Raw genomic sequence first — 18,117 nt, 5'->3', positions numbered from 1 at the left:
TTAAGCGAATGTATCCAGATTTGGAAGGAAAAACAGTTCTCATCACAGGAGCAGGTACAGGGATAGGTCAGGCGATGGCACGCCGGTTTGGACAAGAAAAAGCCAATGTAGTGATCAATTATTTCTCAGATAAAGAAAACCCGGACGACACGATTGCTGAGATTCAAAAAAGTGGCGGACAGGCTGTCAAAATTCAAGGGGATGTTTCAAAAGAAGAGGACATGAAGGCGATGATTGATCAAGCTGTTGATACATATGGCAGTCTTGATGTCATGATCAATAATGCAGGAATTGAAAATGAAGTTCCTTCAACTGAAATGACGCTAGATAACTGGAACAAAGTGATGTCCACCAATTTAACAGGTATGTTTTTAGGGTGCCGTGATGCATTAAAGTATATGACAGAACACGGGATCGAGGGGTCGATTATTAATATGTCGTCGGTCCATCAGCAAATTCCGTGGCCTCATTTTGTCCATTATGCAGCAAGTAAAGGAGGCGCCAAGCTTTTGACGGAAACGCTGGCACTAGAATATGCGCCTAAAAAAATTCGTGTAAACAGCATTGCACCAGGCGCAATTGATACCCCGATCAATGCCGAAAAATTTGATGATCCAGCATTGAAAAAGGGCGTCATTGAGCTGATACCGATTGGTTATATCGGAAAACCGGAAGAAGTGGCAGCATGTGCTGTCTGGCTTGCATCAAAAGAGGCGAGCTATGTGACAGGGTTGACGTTATATGTAGACGGCGGTATGACCAAGTACCCTGGATTCCAAGCAGGAAAAGGATAATCGTGATAATCACGGGCTGGGCCCAGAGGATAACACAACATCAAATTATGATCTAGTATGTGCATGTGAAGACTAGTGAAAAGCGTGTGTATAAACATTCACACGCTTTTATTCGTTTATACGCCTTATTCAAATATGGCTTCTTTGTTGTTCACGATGATGCCTACTTTGGTTTTGACACGAGGAACGCCATCTTTTTGAAGATAATCATATAAAATAGGTTCTATTTCATTTATATCTGTACGAAGTATTTTAGGAGAAAACTCCTCGATAAATGGATCGTTTTTAACTGCTAGACAGTTCGCCATTGTATCGAGTGCAATTAAACTGAAAGGTCTTCCTTTGTTTAGCCATGATTTCATTCTGAGCCATGTTGGAAAGCATGCTGATGCCAACCTGCCCCAACTGTCGTTAAAAGAGGAGCAATGAGACTCCATCCAATCAAGTATGTGATGTGAACGGAAACGATATAGGCTGGAGAGAGCCGTCATTGGCAATTCCTTTTCACTTACACATTTCAATTGATCAAAAATACGTCTCATTCCTTCCTCGGCTGGTAAACTACTGGCTGCTGCCCAAGAAAGCGGATGAAAAAATTTATCGGCATCATTCTCCCAAAGCTCTCTTACCCAATCCGAAGCTGTAGTACCTAAAACATCAGCTGCGATCTCCAGCATTCTTGATTTAACTTCATGATTTTCCGTTCCATAAAATCTAGATTTTACAGACATCAAAATTTTTTGTGTATCGTGTTTTTTCAGGGCATTGATGACATCGTATTGAAGAAACCATCTTGTGATTGAGAAATCTAATAAAGACTCCAAATCGTGTTGAAGCGCTTGTAATGTGGGTATTTTCTCTTCTGCTGTGACCAATACATCTTCTTCTGGCTGACAACCCTCTCCGTCTTCTTCATAAAAATCATCGTGCAATAAAAATTTCTTTGGAGAGTGGATGATCGCTAAGTGATACCATTCAATTGGACGTAAAGAATAGGTTAAGAGCCGCCTGTGACAATCATTGCATAAACGATAAGGCTGAGCTGGTTCATCAGAAGTTTTTACAACATCAATCTCGTTTCTTTTACAGGCTTCACACAAATGAGTGACTGCCATGATATCGACTCCTTTTGATTGCAAAGATATGAATAGACTCGAAAAGTAGCAGCAAAAGACGTTTACCTATCTATCAAATTGAGTGGGAATAGAATCTGTTTCCATCTCGGGGCAGTTACTTCTCATGATTTATGGGTTTTTGAATGAGCTAAGTCATTAGCACTTATTTTAACAAAGTTCTCAAAGACTGTCTTCTGAAGAAGAAGCTACTTTATGGTTCATTCGGAGAGTATTTTTTAAAAGAAAAGGGGCCTCGTTCATATCTGGATGAGATCTCTTTTGTTCTGAAAGCTTGTTATGAATAATGATACGGTCATTTTTAAAATAAAATACATACATATAAAATTAAATGTCTAGACATTTAAAAATAAAAATATATAATATTAACTGGAAGCGCTTTTATTACAACAATGGGGTGAGAGAAATGAAACGTATTTTATTAGCATGCAGTTCAGGTATGTCTACGAGTTTACTAGTCACAAAGATGAAAGCACATGCTGAGTCTATAGGGGAAGAAGCAGAGATTTGGGCAGTCGGACAAGACCAAGCGAAAAAAGAAATGGCACATGCCGATGTTGTATTAATTGGACCGCAAATGAGCTTTTTAAAAGGGGATCTTCAAAAAGAAGCTCAAAAATATGGGATTGAAGTAGAGGTCATCGATATGCAGGCGTATGGGCTAGCAGATGGACAAAAAGCGTATGAACAAGCGGTTTCATTGATGGGGGAATCTTAAAGGATGGAAAAGAAAACGCTCGAAGGACTCACGGAAGAACAAATCAGTTTTCAATTGATCTTACACAGCGGAAATGCACGAAGCAAATTGCTTCAATCTCTTAAACAATTTAGAGAAGGTCATGAAACAGTAGCATCTGACCTTCTCAAAGAAGCGGAAGATGATTTGCGGAATGCACATGATATCCATTTTCAAATGGTACAGCAAGAGGCAAGCGGAGAAACGATTTCATTCTCCTTGCTGCTCATGCATGCCGAAGATCATTTCATGTCAACGATGACAATAAAAGAGCTTGTGGGAGAGCTCTTACCGATATTGCAATCACTGAAACAATAAAGGGTGTAAACAAGGGGGGAAACCAATGTTTGATAAAATAAGTGCGATTTTGGTTCCGATTGCTGGGAGATTGAACAACAATCGCTATCTAGGGGTATTAAGGGATGCCTTTATGCTTGCGTTCCCATTAACAATTTTTGGTTCCATCATGGTCGTATTAATGAATTTGCCATTTTTAGATAAGATCATGAGTCAAACAGCACTGGAAGGTGTTCAGTCTGCACTGAATATTGCACCTAGTGCGACCATCAGCATTATGAGTGTGTTTGTTGTATTTGGGATTGGCTACTATTTATCGAAAAGCTATGATGTGGAAGCTGTCTTTGGCGGTGTGATCGCTTTAGCCTCTTTTCTACTCCTTACGCCATTTTTACTAGAACAAGAGGGCGGTGCATCCATTGCAGGCGTCATCCCAGTCGATCGTTTAGGCGCAAAGGGAATGTTCCTTGGAATGATCACAGGCTTTTTGTCTGCTGAAATTTATCGCTATTTTGTTCAAAAGAAATTTGTCATCAATATGCCGCAAGGGGTTCCGCCAGCTGTCTCTAAGTCTTTTGCTGCACTTATCCCGGCTACTTTGACACTTACAACCTTTTTACTGATCAATATCATCATTACACAAGGGTTCAAAACCAACATGCATGACTTGATTTACAATGCGATTCAGGCGCCGCTTGTCGGACTTGGAAGCGGTATCATTCCGACCTTGATCGCTATTTTCTTTATACAAATTCTTTGGTTCTTTGGGCTCCACGGCCAAATTATTATCAACTCTGTCATGGACCCGATTTGGAATACATTGTCCATTCAAAATCTAGAAAGCTACACAAAAACAGGTGAGGTTCCGAACATCATCAGCAAGCAGTTTATCGAAATCTATACAGTGGGTATGGGTGGAACCGGTATGACGCTAGCTGTTGTGTTTACGATTTTAATTTTTCTTAAAAGTAAGCAATTGAAACAAGTAGCAAAGCTCGGCTTAGGACCAGGTTTATTTAACGTCAATGAACCCATTATCTTCGGTTTACCGATTGTGATGAACCCGCTTATTCTCATTCCATGGATTTTGGCGCCAATGGTGATTACTTGTATTTCTTATTTTGCGATGGCCGCAGGTATTGTGCCGCCTCCGACAGGCGTGAATATACCTTGGACAGTACCGATCTTTATTAGCGGAGTCATGGCAACAAATTCATTAGCGGGCGGTCTGCTTCAGCTGTTTAATTTAATGATTGTGTTTGTCATTTGGTTCCCGTTCCTAAAATTTATTGATCGTATGAATGTGAAAAATGAAAAAATAGTCACGACAGAAAAAACGAAACAAACAAACATCAAAGGTGAAGGAGACTCAATACATGTCGATGGAAACTAACAGTCAATTATATACATTTCCAGAAGGTTTCTGGTGGGGATCTTCTGCCTCTGCTACGCAAACAGAAGGCAGTTATCCAGGAGATGGAAAGGGGCCGAACATTTGGGATCACTGGTTTGAAAAAGAGCCGAATCGTTTTTTTCAGGGCGTCGGTCCAGGTGTAACCTCACAATTTTATCGTAAATACAAAGAGGATATCCGCCTCATGAAGGAGATTGGGCACAACTCGTTTCGTCTATCTATTTCATGGTCACGCCTTTTACCTGAGGGAAAAGGGGCTGTTAATGAAGAAGCTGTGGCTTTTTACAATGATGTGATCAATGAACTGATAGCGAATGACATTGAACCGTTTGTGAACTTGTATCATTTTGATATGCCAATGGCGTTGCAGGAGACGGGAGGATGGGTAAACAGGCAGGTTGTAGACGATTATGTCAGCTATGCGACATTGTGTTTTCAGCTATTTGGCGACCGGGTGAAAAAATGGTTTACCCATAACGAGCCGATTGTCCCTGTAGAGGGTGGATATATGTATAGCTTCCATTATCCAAACGAAGTTGATTTCCAAAAGGCAGTACAAGTTGGATTTCATGAGATTTTATCAAATGCTAAAGCCATTGCGGCTTATAAAGAGATGAAGCAGGATGGGAAAATAGGCATTATCCTGAACCTTACTCCTTCGTATCCACGAAGCCAGAATCCGCGGGATGTCGAAGCAGCTGAGATGGCTGACGCCTTCTTTAACCGGTCCTTCCTAGATCCAGCAGTGAAAGGACATTTCCCTGAAAAGCTAGTGGACGTGTTAAAGAAAGAAGGATTGATGCCGGCTATGGAGGAAGGAGACCTTGAACTCATTCAAGAGAACACGATCGACCTTCTCGGCATCAACTATTATCAGCCAAGAAGAGTGAAAGCAAAGGAACATATGCCTCACCCTGATGCACCATTTATGCCAGATCATTATTTTGATTCTTTTGAAATGCCGGGCAGAAAAATGAATGTGTACCGCGGCTGGGAAATCTATGAAAAGGGTATTTACGATATATTGAAAAAAGTCCAGACAGACTATGGGAATATTGAATGCTTTATTTCTGAAAATGGAATGGGTGTCGAAGGAGAAGAGCGGTTTCAGGATGAAGAAGGAATGATTCATGACGATTACCGCATTGATTTTATTTCTGACCATCTTAAATGGGTGCATCAAGCCATTCAAGAAGGAAGTCATGTAAAAGGCTATCATCTGTGGACGTTTATGGATAATTGGTCATGGTCGAATGCCTATAAAAATCGCTATGGATTTGTCTCAGTGGACCTTGAGGAAGACGGGAAACGTACCATCAAAAAAAGTGGCTACTGGTTTCAATCGGTTTCAGAGAATAATGGTTTCTAATCAAGATACTTGCTCTTTCCTTGAAAAGGGCAAGTATTTTTCTTATGTAAAGATGAAAGGGTTGAAATGAAAGTGGCTCGAACCTTTTAAGCGCACTAGGCTTAGTGTAGAATGAGAGGAAGGCTAGAAAGCGCTATAATAGGATATGAAAAAACAAGTCAGTTGGTGGTGTGAGATGACAAAGTACGAACTCATTTCAGAAGAAATTAGAAAAAGAATAGGAACAGCATATTATCCAGAAGATCAACCCATTCCAGATGAAAACTCGCTTGCCGCTGAATTTAAATGCAGCAGAATGACGATGAAGCGTGCGCTCGATCTTTTAGTGGCGGAAGGTCTGCTCTTTAGAAAAAGAGGTCATGGCACATTTATTGTGAAGGCAGCACTAAATCAAGGTGCGATCAACGTATCAGGTCATGAAAATAAAGGGTTCACGAAAGTGATGGCAGATAAAAACGTGACGAGCCAAATCATTCGCTTTGATGTGCATTTTCCAAGTGAAGAGGTGGCAGCTCATTTATCCATTGACTCAAGCACACCTGTCTATGACATTATTCGGCTCCGTTTGGTAGAAGAAGAGCCATATGTATTAGAAAAAACCTTTATGCCTGTCAATGTCATTAAGGGAATAGATGAAGAGGTTTTATTGGGTTCCATCTATAGCTACATTACAAACACACTGCAATTAAAAGTAGCAGGAGCGCACAAAAAAATTAGAGCGGCTAAATCAGATCAGCTTGATCAGCAATATTTAGGCTGTGACCCTACGGATCCGGTGCTAGAAGTGGAACAGGTGGCTTATTTAAACACAGGTCGGCCGTTTGAATATTCCTTTAGCCATCATCGCTATGATAAATTTGATTTTTCAACGGTTGAAATTACGAAAACACGACTTTAAAAAAAGAGCAGAACCCCCTCAATCGGGAGACTGCTCTTTTTTTGTTGATTTTATATATTCCACCAGTGATATCCATCTTTTTCAAGAAGCTGATCTGCTTCTTTTGGTCCCATAGAACCAGCAGGATAATTTGGTTTTAACGTTTTGGTTTCAGCCCATTTTTCTGAAATTGGATCAACAAAGTTCCAAGACAGTGCTACTTCATCCCAGTGGGCAAAGTTTGTTGCGTCACCTAGCAAACAGTCATGAATTAGCTTTTCATACGCTTCTGGTGTATTCATGATGTCGTTGTAATTTGTTTGATAGTCAAGCTTAATTGGTTTAGCATACGTTCCGCCATCAAGCTTGCGAGCATTCAGGTGAAGGGTGATGCCTTCGTCTGGCTGAATGTGAATCACAAGTAAGTTTGGATGCATGGAATTCCCGTTTCCGTAGTACAGGTTCATCGGAATGTCTTTAAATTGCACCACGATTTGAGTGGATTTCTTTTCTAGACGTTTTCCTGTACGAATGTAAAATGGTACCCCGGCCCATCTGAAGTTATCGATGAGAAGTTTTCCTGCAACGAATGTTTCTGTGTTGGAGTTTGGGTCGACATTTTGCTCTTCAAGATAGGAAGGAACCATATTGCCATCAATCGTTCCTGCATCATACTGTCCGCGGACAAAGAATTGATCCACTTCATCTTTCGAGAATGGACGAAGCGCACGCAATGCTTTCCGTTTTTCGCTACGGATTTCCTCTGTATTGAGCTTAATCGGTGGCTCCATGGCTAGTAGTGCAACCATTTGAAGCATATGGTTTTGTACCATATCTCTCAGTGCACCAGAACTCTCGTAATATCTCGCACGGTCTTCGACACCTAATGATTCACTCGATGTGATTTGAATGTTTGAAATATAGCGGTTTGTCCAAAGCGGTTCAAAGATCGCATTCGCAAAACGAATTACCTCAATGTTTTGCACCATCTGTTTACCAAGATAGTGGTCAATACGATAAATTTGATCCTCTGTAAATGCATCTCGGATCTCTTCATTTAATGTTTTGGCACTAGGCAGGTCATGACCAAACGGTTTTTCAATAACAAGTCGAGACCATCCAGTCGTTTCTGATACGCCTTCACTTTTTAAAAACTTCGCAATGGTTCCGAAGAATTCTGGTGCCATCGCTAAATAGAACATCCGGTTATTCGGGATACTGTATGTATCTTCAAGACCAGAAAGAAGCGTGTTCAGTGCTTGATAGGAAGCAGGGCTTGAGACATCAAAATCATGGTAATAGAAATGAGAAATAAATTCCTCTGCTTTTGCTTCTGCATCATCAGAAGAGACCGATTCTTTTACCACAGCTCTTAGGTCTTCATGAGACCAAGGACGACGTCCAACACCTACAACGGCGAATTGATCTCCAAGCTTTCCGCTATGATAAAGTCTATGTATAGAAGGGTAGAGCTTGCGTTTTGCAAGGTCTCCTGTTGCGCCAAAAATGACAATGACTGCTTTTGGATAGTTAGTTTCTGTATTCACGAAAAGTACCTCACTTTATTCGTAGCATTGTTGTAAAAACCGAGAATGTATGTACATTTTCTTTATTTTAAAGGTTCATTGTTCGTAAAGCAAACATTTGATTCGACTTTTTCTGCCCGAGTTTGACTTTTTTCAAAAATTCCGCTGAATTCACATTTATCCTGTCTTCATGTATTCTATATGAATGAAGAGATTGTATACCGGCTGTAGGAGGAAATCGTAATGGAACTGCTCTTTTTAGGAACAGGTGCAGGCATTCCTGCAAAAACAAGAAACGTCACTTGCACTGCGCTGAAGCTTTTAGAAGAGAGAAAAGCCGTGTGGCTTTTTGATTGCGGAGAAGCGACGCAGCATCAAATATTACATACAACGATTAAACCAAGAAAAATTGAGAAGATCTTTATCACGCATATGCACGGTGATCATGTATATGGTCTCCCGGGTCTGCTTGGCAGCAGGTCCTTTCAAGGCGGAGAGGATGAATTGACGATATATGGTCCAAGCGGCATTAAAGCTTTTGTAAACGCGACACTTTCAGCGACACAAACGCATTTGACTTATCCGCTGCATATCATAGAAATAGAGGAAGGGATCGTTTTTGAAGATGAGACCTTTCAAGTAGAAGCAAGACGAGTGTCTCATGGGATCCCAGCTTACGGTTATCGGGTCGTGGAAAAAGATGTACCTGGTGCACTAAAAGCCGAAGACCTAAAAAAAATCGGTGTAAAACCTGGACCTTTGTATCAGAAGTTGAAAAATGGGGAAACCGTTACACTCGAAGATGGAAGAATGATTGATGGAACCGATTATTTGGAACCCCCTAAAAAAGGGAGAATCGTTGCATTTTCAGGAGATACCCGTTTGTGCGAGAATATAACAAGGCTTGCCAAGAATGCGGATGTGTTAGTCCATGAAGCAACATTTGGGAAAGAAGATGCAGAACTAGCCTATAATTATTATCACAGTACGACAGAACAGGCAGCAAAAACAGCGCAGGAAGCAGGCGCAAAAAGACTGATTTTGACCCATATTAGTGCACGGTACCAAGGGGAAGAGTCACTGAAACAATTACTCAAAGAAGCCCGCGATATATTCCCGCTGACTGAAGCTGCACATGATTTCTTTTCTTTTCCTATTGACCGTACCCTGTAAAAATTGGATGAATCGTCAAAAAAAGTTGTGTGATTTTTTTGATATTTATGATGACGCTCTTTTTCAGGTAGTGGTAAAATGGTGAAGAAAAAACAAATGACGAATTACACTATGAAGAATACGGGAGGCACAATCAAAGATGAGCGGTTTTACAGCGTTAAGTGAAGCAGAATTAAATGACCTATATGCAGCACGACAAAAAGAATATGAAACGTACAAAAGTAAAAACTTACACTTAGACATGTCTAGAGGGAAACCTTCACCAAAACAGCTCGATTTATCTATGGGCATGCTCGATGTCGTGACATCAAAGGATGCAATGACAGCTGAGGATGGTACAGATGTGCGAAACTATGGCGGCTTGACAGGCCTTCCTGAAACAAAGAAATTTTTTGCAAGTGTGCTCAATCTGAAGCCAGAACAAATCATCATTGGCGGTAATTCTAGTCTGAATATGATGCATGACACAATTGCACGTGCTATGACTCACGGCGTATATGGCAGCAAAATACCTTGGGGAGAGCTTCCAAAGGTAAAATTCCTTGCACCAAGCCCAGGATATGATCGTCATTTTGCCATTTGTGAGCATTTTAACATAGAGATGATTACGGTAGATATGAAGTCGGATGGACCTGACATGGATCAGGTGGAAAAATTGGTTGCAGAAGATGAAGCCATCAAAGGGATTTGGTGTGTACCGAAATATAGTAACCCTGACGGCATTACGTATTCAGATGAGGTTGTTGACCGTCTTGCTTCCATGCAGACAAAAGCAGACGACTTCCGTATTTTTTGGGATGATGCTTATGCAGTCCACCATCTAACAGATACGCCTGATACGTTAAAAGATATTTTTCAAGCAGTAGACAAAGCAGGACATGCAAACCGTGTGTTTATGTTCGCCTCTACTTCTAAAATTACGTTCCCAGGCTCAGGTGTTGCACTAATGGCATCTAGTCAGGACAACGTCAGTTTTATTCAAAAACAGCTATCAGTTCAAACCATTGGGCCAGATAAAATCAATCAATTAAGACACCTTCGTTTCTTCAAGAATCCAGAAGGATTGAAGGAACATATGAAAAAGCATGCAGCGATTATTAAGCCGAAATTTGACCTCGTTCTTTCGATCCTTGATGAAAAGCTTGGTGGAAAGGATATCGCTGAGTGGCACAAACCAAATGGCGGATATTTTATCAGCTTAAATACACTCGATCATTGTGCAAAAGCTGTTGTGCAAAAAGCGAAAGAAGCCGGTGTGACACTAACGGGTGCAGGGGCGACATATCCTTATGGAAACGACCCGCTTGATCGTAACATCCGTATTGCGCCAACGTTCCCAACACTTGAAGAACTAGAGCAGGCGATTGACATCTTTACGTTATGCGTTCAGCTTGTCAGCATTGAAAAGTTGTTGTCTGAGAAAAGTCAATCAGCACCAACGGTATAATGAAAAAACTCCTTGACTGATGTCCGGTCAAGGAGTTTTTGTTTTTAGTTGGCTGTTTGATAATAAGAGACAGGCTGTTTTGCTGCACACCATACATCATAAATCGCAAGCTGCACAATATGTGGTTCATCGTGATGAATATAGTGCGAGCTGTTCTGCGCCTGAATCCATCCGCTTTGGGATGACAATGTGAGCATTCGTTTATGAAGCCTGAGCCAAGCTTCATGTGCTGGATGAAACAAGCGGCTTTTGCCTGATGAAATGACAAGAAGGGGCATCATTCCATAATGCGTTTGCTCCTCTTTGATCGTACGCAGCATTTGCTCAAAGTCCTCATGTGTACATTCTGCTGTGAATTGCGCCATATATGAAGTGCGTTCTTCCTTTGATAAGAGCGGCAGAATGACCTGCTCTTGCTCCTCACTTGCTGGGTCTAGAAGGACCATACCGATAACATCTTCTTTTCTGCGGCTTGCCCATAAGCGGCTGACAAGAGAGCCAAATGAATGCGCCACAATGAGAAATGGCGGCTGAATATTGGCTTGATGTAAGAGTGTATCTAAATCATCCGCAAGATCATGCAAAGTTCTTCCTTCTTTGCTTTCACTGCTTTTTCCATTGCCTAAACGGTCATATAAGAAAACACCAAGCTCTGGGTCAATATCACGAGCGATATTCGCCCACGTATCGCCTGAAATTCCATATCCTGCTTCAAAAATAATGGTGGCTTGCTTTTTTCCTTGACGATGCCTTGTATAAAAGTGATGTCCATCTATATGATACGTTCTTTCAATCAATGCCGAGTTCATTCTTCCATCTCCTCTAAGTGGTTCTTTAGCTAAAAGACGGCACAAAAGGCAAAGATGTTTCTCTTAAAAACAAAAAAGATGCCTATTTCAAAAAATAGACACCTTTTTGCTTAAAGATGTTACCAAGCGCGATCGTATTGGCGCGGGCTTTCGATGGATGTACGAAGCTCTTTAGCGGCTGTTTTGGGGAAATACGGATCCCGTAAAAATTCTCTGCCGATAAAGATCAAGTCAGCACGCTGATTTTGTAAAATTTCTTCGGCCTGTACACCAGATGTGATCATACCGACAGCGGCTGTTTGGATGCCGGCACCTTCTCTTATTTTCTCAGCAAAGGTGACTTGGTAGCCGGGGAATGTTTTAATACTGGCTTGCACCACAGCGCCTGAGCTCACATCAATTAGATCGACTCCTTGCTCTTTCAGCCATGCGGCAATGCCAATATAATCTGCAATATCTAGTCCTTTTGTTGTGTAATCAGAAGCGGATACACGGACAAATAATGGTCCATCCCACACTTCATTGACTGCATCAACAACTTCTCTCAAGAAGCGATAACGATTTTCTGGTGAACCGCCATATTCATCTGTCCGGTGATTGGCAAGCGGTGAGAGAAATTCGTTAATCAAATAGCCATGCGCACCATGAATCTCAATGATGTCAAATCCAGCTTTCTTGGCGCGGACAGCGGCATCTTGAAACGCCTGAACTGTGTCTTTTATTTGATCGATAGACATCTCAAGAGGTGTTTTAGATTGCTCGTCAAATGGAATGCTGGATGGAGCAAGAATGTCACCATCTAGCTCAGCCTTGCGTCCTGCATGGGCTAGCTGGATGGCCGTTTTTGTTCCGTACGCTTTGATTTGTTCGTTTAATGAGGCAAACCCTTCAATGTGCTCATCACTCCAAATTCCGAGGTCCTGATCACTAATTCTTCCCTCAGGTGAAACAGCACTTGCCTCGACCATAATTAATCCGGCCTGACCTTGCGCACGGGAAATATAATGTGCAAAGTGGAAAGGCTGTAGTTTTCCATCACGGTCATAGGATGAATACATACACATCGGGGACATGACGATGCGGTTTTTGAGTGTGACACCTTTTAATGTCCAAGGTGAAAAAAGCTTTGTTTCCAATTACCTTCGCCTCCTCATAGAATGGTATAGCCGATTATAACAGTCATTCAAACATTCGTCATAAAAGGTGCTCAAACCATATAGCTTTTGAACATGATTTTGTATAATGAAAGATATGGACATCAAAGGGGGATAAACGGATGAAATGGCAAACGGAAAGTGAACTAAAGGAGCTACTCACAGCTCTGATGCAGTATGAAAGCATATCTGGTACAACGGGAGAAGTCGCATTAGCGGAATATTTATATTACTTGCTGAGGGAGCGGCCATATTTTGAGCAGCATCCTGATCACTTGGCTTTGCATCCAATGAAAGATGGCCGGTATTTTTTAACGGCACTTGTCAAACGAAGTACGCTGCCACGTACTGTTTTACTCCTCAGCCATTTTGATGTCGTCGATACAGAGGATTACGGAGAATTTCAAAATATGGCGTGTAAGCCCGAAGAGTTAATGGCGTCCTTTTCTCAAAAAAGTGCACTTCTTCCAAAAAGGGCAAGAGAGGATTTAGCTTCAGGTGACTGGCTGTTTGGACGAGGGTCCATGGATATGAAAGCAGGCCTGACTGTCCAGCTTTCCATGCTGGAAAGAGCGATGGCAGGGAGGTTTGAAGGAAATATTCTGCTCGTCACAGTGCCAGATGAAGAAGTGAATTCACAGGGGATGCTGGAGGCTGTTCCGAAACTAAAGGAGCTCAAGCAGAAGTATGACCTTGAGTATACCGCTTGTTTAAACAGTGAGCCGATGTTTGAAAAGTATCCCGGGGATGCGCACCAATACATCTATACAGGTAGTATAGGGAAGGTACTTGCGGGATTTTTCTGCAAAGGAATTGAAACACATGTAGGTGAGCCATTCTCAGGATTAAATGCAAATTTTATGGTATCTGAATTAAACAGGCTGTTAGAACTGAATAGTGATTATTGTGAGGAAGTAGATGGTGAAGTGACACCGCCTCCGACCAATTTGATGCAAAAGGATTTGAAAGAAGCTTACTCTGTTCAAACGCCTCACACGGCTGTTTCTTTATTTAATGTGTTGATGATGAACCGCTCTAGTGAAGAGCTTCACGGGCTCCTCTATGAAACTGCGAAACAAGCAGCAGCCCAAATCGAAGCCAATCTCAAACAGAAAACCGCTGCATTTCAACGCTTTAAACATTTTACACCCATCGATACAAACATCACGGTGTTAACGTATCATGAGCTGTACGAAAAAGCTGCTGAACGATCCGGCAAGCAGGAGGTCGAGCGAATTGTCAACTACGCCTTTGCCAACCGGGGTGAGCTTGGGGATCGTGATTTTTCAACCAAAATTGTATCGGAACTGACGACCCTTTGTAAGGAAGATGGAGCACTGATTGTGTTGTTTTATAGTCCGCCATTTTACCCATCTGTTTCTTCAACAAACGATCTGCATATTCAAACGACCTTAAAGAAGATTCAAAGAGAAGCAAAAGAGATCTATGGAATCGAAGTAGAAGAAGTCAAATATTTTCCTGGTTTATCTGATTTAAGCTACTTACAGCTTGAAAATCAAGATATAGACGATTATACAGCCAACATGCCGCTATACCAAAAAGGCTACTCGTTACCACAAGGAGAAAAAGAAGCTCTTAACGTTCCTGTCATCAACGTTGGTCCATTAGGAAAGGATGCGCACAAATGGACAGAACGGCTGCATGTCCCATTCTCTTTTGGCGTTTTGCCGTCGCTCTTACAATCAACAATTCATGCTTTATTAGAAAAGAATTAAGTGAAAGCCCTATCGCCATGATAGGGCTTTTCTTTTTGATTTTAATCACCTTCTGTCTAAAGAAATAGAGTATGATATAGAATGATACTTACATATATTTGAAGGGGGATTGTGAGAGTGAAAACAGGAGTACTAACAAAAACAGAGATCATGACATCACTTCAAGAGAGTTTGCGTAAGCTTGAGGAGTTAGTATGGACATGTGATGAGGCTACATTAGATGAATCTTTTGGGGAAGGCAAGTGGTCAATTAAACAAATTGTTGGACATTTGTATGATACAGAAGAAGTCTGGTCAGAGCGGATAGAGCAGGCAATATCAAATGAGCAAACGCTTTTCGCATCATATGATCCAGAGATATATGTGAAGGGAAGAGCTTATGAAACGTATACCGCACAAGAGGTCAGTGCATTGATCGAGCGCTTAAAAGAGAGCAGAAACAAAACACTACAACTATTAGAAAAGGATACATGGGATTTTTCAGGTCTCCATCCTGAAGAAGGAGTGATGACAGTCCAAATATTAGCTGAAACCATTGCTTTACATGAAATTCATCACCTCGATCAAATCAAAGCCATCATGTCCATGAGAGCATCGAGTGATAGATGAAAAGCACCTGTCATCAAGGCAGGTGCTTTTCTATATTATTTATACGTACTCGCTGAAAACATATCGTTTAATTCTGCTGCGCGTTTTGTCGCTGTTTTCACACAATCGACAATCGCTTCTTCAAATTGATAGGAAGCAAGGGTATTCAGTCCTGCTTCTGTCGTTCCACCTTCGCTCGTAATTTCTTTGCGCAATTCAGCAGGTTCCTTTCCGCTATCCTGAAGCATATTTGCAGCGCCTGCAATCATTTGACAAATGAGCAATTTCGCTGTCTCTTGGTCCATCCCAAGTTCCGATGCACCTCGCTCCATTCCTTCAATCAAATGATAAATAAAGGCAGGACCGCTGCCTGCAATGGCTGTGACCGCATTCAGCTGTGATTCATCTAAAACCGTCACATGACCGATCGTTTCAAACAGCTGAACTGCTTTTTCCTTTTGCGCCTCTGTGACTTCATCACTGACTGCAATGCCAGTAGCTGATTGTTGTATGGCTGCTGATGTATTTGGCATCGCACGAACCACCGCCGTTTTTGCGCCAGCATAATGCTGAATGGTTTCAATAGAAATGCCCGCTAAAATAGAAATAATCAGCTGTCCATTTAAATGGGGCCTTACTTCAGAAATGCCACTTTCCGCATCTTTTGGTTTTAAAGCAAACACCAGCATATCGGCTTCTTCATAAATAAAGGAACGCGCGAAATCTGTTTTGACTCCATAACGTGCATTTAATTCTTCTAATCGTTTTTCATTTGTTTTATTTGTGACAATGATATCTTCATTTGACATAATGCCGCTCTTTAAAAGACCTTTAATCATAGACTCGGCCATTGAGCCTGCACCAATAAATCCAATTTTACTCATAAGCTGCTCCTCCTTGTAGAAAATAAAAAAACCTCTCGTCTGCAAAGGACGAAAGGTTTTTCGCGGTACCACCCTCAATTAGCATGCAATGTTGCATACTCAGCTCTAGTCCCTTAACGCGGGAAACGTTTAGGTTTGCCTAACAGCTCAAAGGGCAGGTTCAGCAAATAAGAGGATGGTGAAGTCTTACAGCCGGCGGACCTCACTCTCTTGCATCGTTATTTTGCTTACTAATCCTTGTCATCGCGCATCTTATATTTGTTGTTCATTATGCAACGATGGACAAGTTTGTGTCAATAGGGAGAGATAAAAAAATTGACCATCTAAACCGCATGACAGTCTGCCCTTTGCAAGATACAATGAATAAAGAAGAGTGAGTTCAGATGATCTATGAGTCAAAAATCAGGAGATGACGTATAAAAGTGAAAGAAGAAATGATTCAATTATCCATCCCCACACCGTTTGCGGTGGGGGATGTCCATGCATATGTATTAAAAGGCGATGCCGTGACCTTAGTCGATTGCGGACCGATGACACAAGATGCACAGCATGCCTTTGTCACGCAATTAAAGGAACATCATTTATCAATAGATGATATTGATCAAGTGGTTTTGACACATCATCATGCAGATCATGTCGGTCTTTTAGATCTGATGAAACCTCATGTCCGTGTCATCGGACACGAGTTGAATGAGCCCTATATTAGTCAGGATGAAGCGTTTAAACAGCGTCAAATCCATTTTATGAATGATTTTTTTCAGCAGTTAGGTGTGCCGCTTCGTCAAGGTGAGTGTGAAAGAATTGTGAGGCAGTCTTATACATATTCATGTACGGCACATGTCGATGACGTCATAAAAGAAGGCGATCGTTTGAAGGGACATGAGCACTTCCAAGTGCTAGAGACACCGGGACATGCACAATCTCATCTTTCTTTTTTAGATGAAACAACAGGGAATTTCATCGGCGGTGATCTGCTGCTTACGACCATTTCTTCCAATCCGTTAATGGAAGCGCCAATGAAAGGAACAGAACGTCAAAAATCGCTGCTTCAATATAAAGCATCACTCGAGCGTTTATTGCATTTGCCCATTCAGGCGATTTATCCAGGGCATGGCCAGCTCATTACCTCTCATCACGAATTGATCGAAGAAAGATTTAAAAAACAGGAAAAACGGGCCAATACGATGTATCAGCTGCTTCAACGAAAGGAAATGACCGCCTTTCATCTTTGTCGCACCCTATTTCCGGGCCTGTATGAAGAAGCATTATTTCTGACAATGTCTGAGACAGTCGGACAGCTTGATGTGCTTTTAGCGGCTGGACAAATTGAAGAAGTGCAAAAAGACGGAACCCTCTACTATCGAGCAAATGAAGGAGTGAAATAAATGGGGCGACTAACAGGAAAGAGAATATGGATTACAGGTGCTTCAGGCGGTATTGGTGAAAAGATGGCGTACTTGGCAGCAGCCGAAGGAGCAGAAATCATTGTGTCGGCAAGACGAATTGAAAAGCTCACAGGTGTACAAGAAAAGATTATAAGTGCTGGCGGCGTATGTCACATCGTTCAGCTTGATGTCAGTCAGCTTGAGGACATTGATCAAGCCTATCAACAAGTGGGTGCTGTTGATATTTTGGTGAACAATGCCGGCTTTGGTGTGTTCGATCTCGTCGAAGACGCATCCATTGAGGAAATGGTGTCGATGTTTGAGGTCAACGTCTTTGGTTTAATTGCCTGCACAAAAAAGGTCCTTCCTGAGATGAAACAAAGAGGGAAGGGACATATTATCAATATTGCGTCACAGGCAGGCAAAATTGCCACCCCTAAATCCGCCATCTATTCCGCATCAAAGCATGCGGTTCTCGGATTTTCAAACAGCCTCAGAATGGAGCTGGCAGACAGCGGAATTCATGTCACAACCGTCAATCCAGGACCGATTGCCACAGACTTCTTTACCATTGCAGACCGCAGTGGTGAATATGTGAAAAATGTTGATTTTATGATGCTCAGTGCTGACAAGGTAGCAGGGAAGGTCGTATCCGCCATGATGACGAAAAAAAGAGAGATTAATTTACCAGGATGGATGAATGCTGGCAGTAAATTGTATCAATTATTCCCGTTTTTATTTGAAAAAGCAGCACGTAAAGCGATGATGAAAAAATAACATAAAAAGAAACCGGTC

At 41.7% G+C, this 18,117-nt stretch carries 17 protein-coding genes and 1 other annotated feature; of the genes, 12 read left to right on the top strand and 5 right to left on the bottom strand.

Annotation, left to right across the window (positions count from 1 at the left end):
* Positions 1-8 precede the first annotated feature (8 nt).
* Positions 9-794 (top strand): SDR family oxidoreductase, encoded by a 786-nt coding sequence (locus NSQ17_RS11165; RefSeq protein WP_008342255.1) that lies wholly within the window; start codon positions 9-11, stop codon positions 792-794.
* Positions 795-919: 125 nt separating this feature from the next.
* On the opposite strand, the gene NSQ17_RS11160 is transcribed toward NSQ17_RS11165, so the two are convergent.
* Positions 920-1,909, bottom strand: coding sequence for a hypothetical protein (locus NSQ17_RS11160; RefSeq protein WP_160757540.1), 990 nt, complete (start codon positions 1,907-1,909; stop codon positions 920-922).
* 424 nt (positions 1,910-2,333) lie between these two features.
* Between NSQ17_RS11160 and NSQ17_RS11155 the strand changes: the two genes are divergently transcribed.
* From NSQ17_RS11155 to NSQ17_RS11135, 5 genes are all read left to right on the top strand, one after another.
* A complete protein-coding gene (locus tag NSQ17_RS11155; protein ID WP_017367558.1) occupies positions 2,334-2,645 on the top strand; it encodes a PTS sugar transporter subunit IIB in 312 nt (103 codons plus the stop codon).
* 3 nt (positions 2,646-2,648) lie between these two features.
* Positions 2,649-2,981: a PTS lactose/cellobiose transporter subunit IIA gene (locus NSQ17_RS11150; RefSeq protein ID WP_017357943.1), complete on the top strand. Its 333-nt coding sequence runs from the start codon at positions 2,649-2,651 to the stop codon at positions 2,979-2,981.
* A 25-nt stretch (positions 2,982-3,006) separates the two neighbouring features.
* Positions 3,007-4,353, top strand: coding sequence for a PTS cellobiose transporter subunit IIC (gene celB / locus NSQ17_RS11145; RefSeq protein WP_007501108.1), 1,347 nt, complete (start codon positions 3,007-3,009; stop codon positions 4,351-4,353).
* Complete coding sequence (locus NSQ17_RS11140) at positions 4,337-5,743, top strand: glycoside hydrolase family 1 protein (protein WP_342467436.1); 1,407 nt, start codon at positions 4,337-4,339, stop codon at positions 5,741-5,743. The genes celB and NSQ17_RS11140 overlap by 17 nt, the downstream gene beginning before the upstream one ends.
* 175 nt (positions 5,744-5,918) lie before the next feature.
* Positions 5,919-6,641 carry a GntR family transcriptional regulator gene (locus NSQ17_RS11135; RefSeq protein WP_008342268.1) on the top strand — a complete coding sequence of 241 codons (723 nt, stop codon included), beginning with the start codon at positions 5,919-5,921 and terminating at the stop codon, positions 6,639-6,641.
* A gap of 50 nt (positions 6,642-6,691) precedes the next feature.
* On the opposite strand, the gene zwf is transcribed toward NSQ17_RS11135, so the two are convergent.
* Positions 6,692-8,167 (bottom strand): glucose-6-phosphate dehydrogenase, encoded by a 1,476-nt coding sequence (gene zwf, locus NSQ17_RS11130; RefSeq protein WP_008342269.1) that lies wholly within the window; start codon positions 8,165-8,167, stop codon positions 6,692-6,694.
* A gap of 222 nt (positions 8,168-8,389) precedes the next feature.
* On the opposite strand from zwf, the gene rnz reads away from it, so the two are divergent.
* Together rnz and NSQ17_RS11120 are read left to right on the top strand one after the other, a co-directional pair.
* Positions 8,390-9,319, top strand: a complete 930-nt coding sequence (gene rnz, locus NSQ17_RS11125) for a ribonuclease Z (RefSeq protein ID WP_041091778.1) — start codon at positions 8,390-8,392, stop codon at positions 9,317-9,319.
* Between the two features lie 139 nt (positions 9,320-9,458).
* Positions 9,459-10,766: an aminotransferase class I/II-fold pyridoxal phosphate-dependent enzyme gene (locus NSQ17_RS11120; RefSeq protein ID WP_274660586.1), complete on the top strand. Its 1,308-nt coding sequence runs from the start codon at positions 9,459-9,461 to the stop codon at positions 10,764-10,766.
* Between the two features lie 44 nt (positions 10,767-10,810).
* Here NSQ17_RS11120 and NSQ17_RS11115 read toward each other — a convergent pair whose 3' ends face one another.
* Positions 10,811-11,575 carry an alpha/beta hydrolase gene (locus NSQ17_RS11115; RefSeq protein WP_041091946.1) on the bottom strand — a complete coding sequence of 255 codons (765 nt, stop codon included), beginning with the start codon at positions 11,573-11,575 and terminating at the stop codon, positions 10,811-10,813.
* 119 nt (positions 11,576-11,694) lie between these two features.
* Positions 11,695-12,711: an NADPH dehydrogenase NamA gene (gene namA, locus NSQ17_RS11110; protein WP_024718910.1), complete on the bottom strand. Its 1,017-nt coding sequence runs from the start codon at positions 12,709-12,711 to the stop codon at positions 11,695-11,697.
* Positions 12,712-12,851: 140 nt separating this feature from the next.
* On the opposite strand from namA, the gene NSQ17_RS11105 reads away from it, so the two are divergent.
* The gene (locus NSQ17_RS11105; protein WP_046527206.1) at positions 12,852-14,465 is read left to right on the top strand and encodes a M20/M25/M40 family metallo-hydrolase; all 1,614 of its coding nucleotides are present in this window, start codon (positions 12,852-12,854) and stop codon (positions 14,463-14,465) included.
* 117 nt (positions 14,466-14,582) lie between these two features.
* Positions 14,583-15,074: a DinB family protein gene (locus NSQ17_RS11100; RefSeq protein WP_274660585.1), complete on the top strand. Its 492-nt coding sequence runs from the start codon at positions 14,583-14,585 to the stop codon at positions 15,072-15,074.
* A 35-nt stretch (positions 15,075-15,109) separates the two neighbouring features.
* Here NSQ17_RS11100 and proC read toward each other — a convergent pair whose 3' ends face one another.
* On the bottom strand, positions 15,110-15,937 hold the full coding sequence (proC, locus tag NSQ17_RS11095; RefSeq protein WP_024718913.1) for a pyrroline-5-carboxylate reductase: 828 nt from the start codon (positions 15,935-15,937) through the stop codon (positions 15,110-15,112).
* A gap of 41 nt (positions 15,938-15,978) precedes the next feature.
* Positions 15,979-16,190 (bottom strand) — a binding site (T-box leader).
* Positions 16,191-16,359: 169 nt separating this feature from the next.
* On the opposite strand from proC, the gene NSQ17_RS11090 reads away from it, so the two are divergent.
* Both NSQ17_RS11090 and NSQ17_RS11085 read left to right on the top strand, forming a co-directional pair.
* Entirely contained in the window at positions 16,360-17,322 is a 963-nt protein-coding gene (locus NSQ17_RS11090; RefSeq protein ID WP_342467435.1) for an MBL fold metallo-hydrolase, read from the top strand.
* Positions 17,323-18,099 carry an SDR family oxidoreductase gene (locus tag NSQ17_RS11085; protein WP_058336677.1) on the top strand — a complete coding sequence of 259 codons (777 nt, stop codon included), beginning with the start codon at positions 17,323-17,325 and terminating at the stop codon, positions 18,097-18,099.
* Positions 18,100-18,117: the final 18 nt, after the last annotated feature.

Source organism: Bacillus sp. FSL W8-0629, assembly GCF_038593225.1.
Lineage (GTDB): Bacteria > Bacillota > Bacilli > Bacillales > Bacillaceae > Bacillus > Bacillus altitudinis.
Note: the sequence above shows the minus strand (reverse complement) of the source record. Positions and strands in the feature narration are given on the sequence as shown.

Coding starts and splice junctions, on each gene's coding strand:
- NSQ17_RS11135 (WP_008342268.1), top strand. CDS start 5,919: ATGACAAAGTACGAACTCATTTCAGAAGAAATTAGAAAAAGAATAGGA.
- rnz (WP_041091778.1), top strand. CDS start 8,390: ATGGAACTGCTCTTTTTAGGAACAGGTGCAGGCATTCCTGCAAAAACA.
- NSQ17_RS11115 (WP_041091946.1), bottom strand. CDS start 11,575: ATGAACTCGGCATTGATTGAAAGAACGTATCATATAGATGGACATCAC.
- NSQ17_RS11165 (WP_008342255.1), top strand. CDS start 9: ATGTATCCAGATTTGGAAGGAAAAACAGTTCTCATCACAGGAGCAGGT.
- NSQ17_RS11150 (WP_017357943.1), top strand. CDS start 2,649: ATGGAAAAGAAAACGCTCGAAGGACTCACGGAAGAACAAATCAGTTTT.
- proC (WP_024718913.1), bottom strand. CDS start 15,937: ATGAGTAAAATTGGATTTATTGGTGCAGGCTCAATGGCCGAGTCTATG.
- NSQ17_RS11085 (WP_058336677.1), top strand. CDS start 17,323: ATGGGGCGACTAACAGGAAAGAGAATATGGATTACAGGTGCTTCAGGC.
- NSQ17_RS11120 (WP_274660586.1), top strand. CDS start 9,459: ATGAGCGGTTTTACAGCGTTAAGTGAAGCAGAATTAAATGACCTATAT.
- NSQ17_RS11140 (WP_342467436.1), top strand. CDS start 4,337: ATGTCGATGGAAACTAACAGTCAATTATATACATTTCCAGAAGGTTTC.
- celB (WP_007501108.1), top strand. CDS start 3,007: ATGTTTGATAAAATAAGTGCGATTTTGGTTCCGATTGCTGGGAGATTG.
- NSQ17_RS11155 (WP_017367558.1), top strand. CDS start 2,334: ATGAAACGTATTTTATTAGCATGCAGTTCAGGTATGTCTACGAGTTTA.
- NSQ17_RS11105 (WP_046527206.1), top strand. CDS start 12,852: ATGAAATGGCAAACGGAAAGTGAACTAAAGGAGCTACTCACAGCTCTG.
- NSQ17_RS11160 (WP_160757540.1), bottom strand. CDS start 1,909: ATGGCAGTCACTCATTTGTGTGAAGCCTGTAAAAGAAACGAGATTGAT.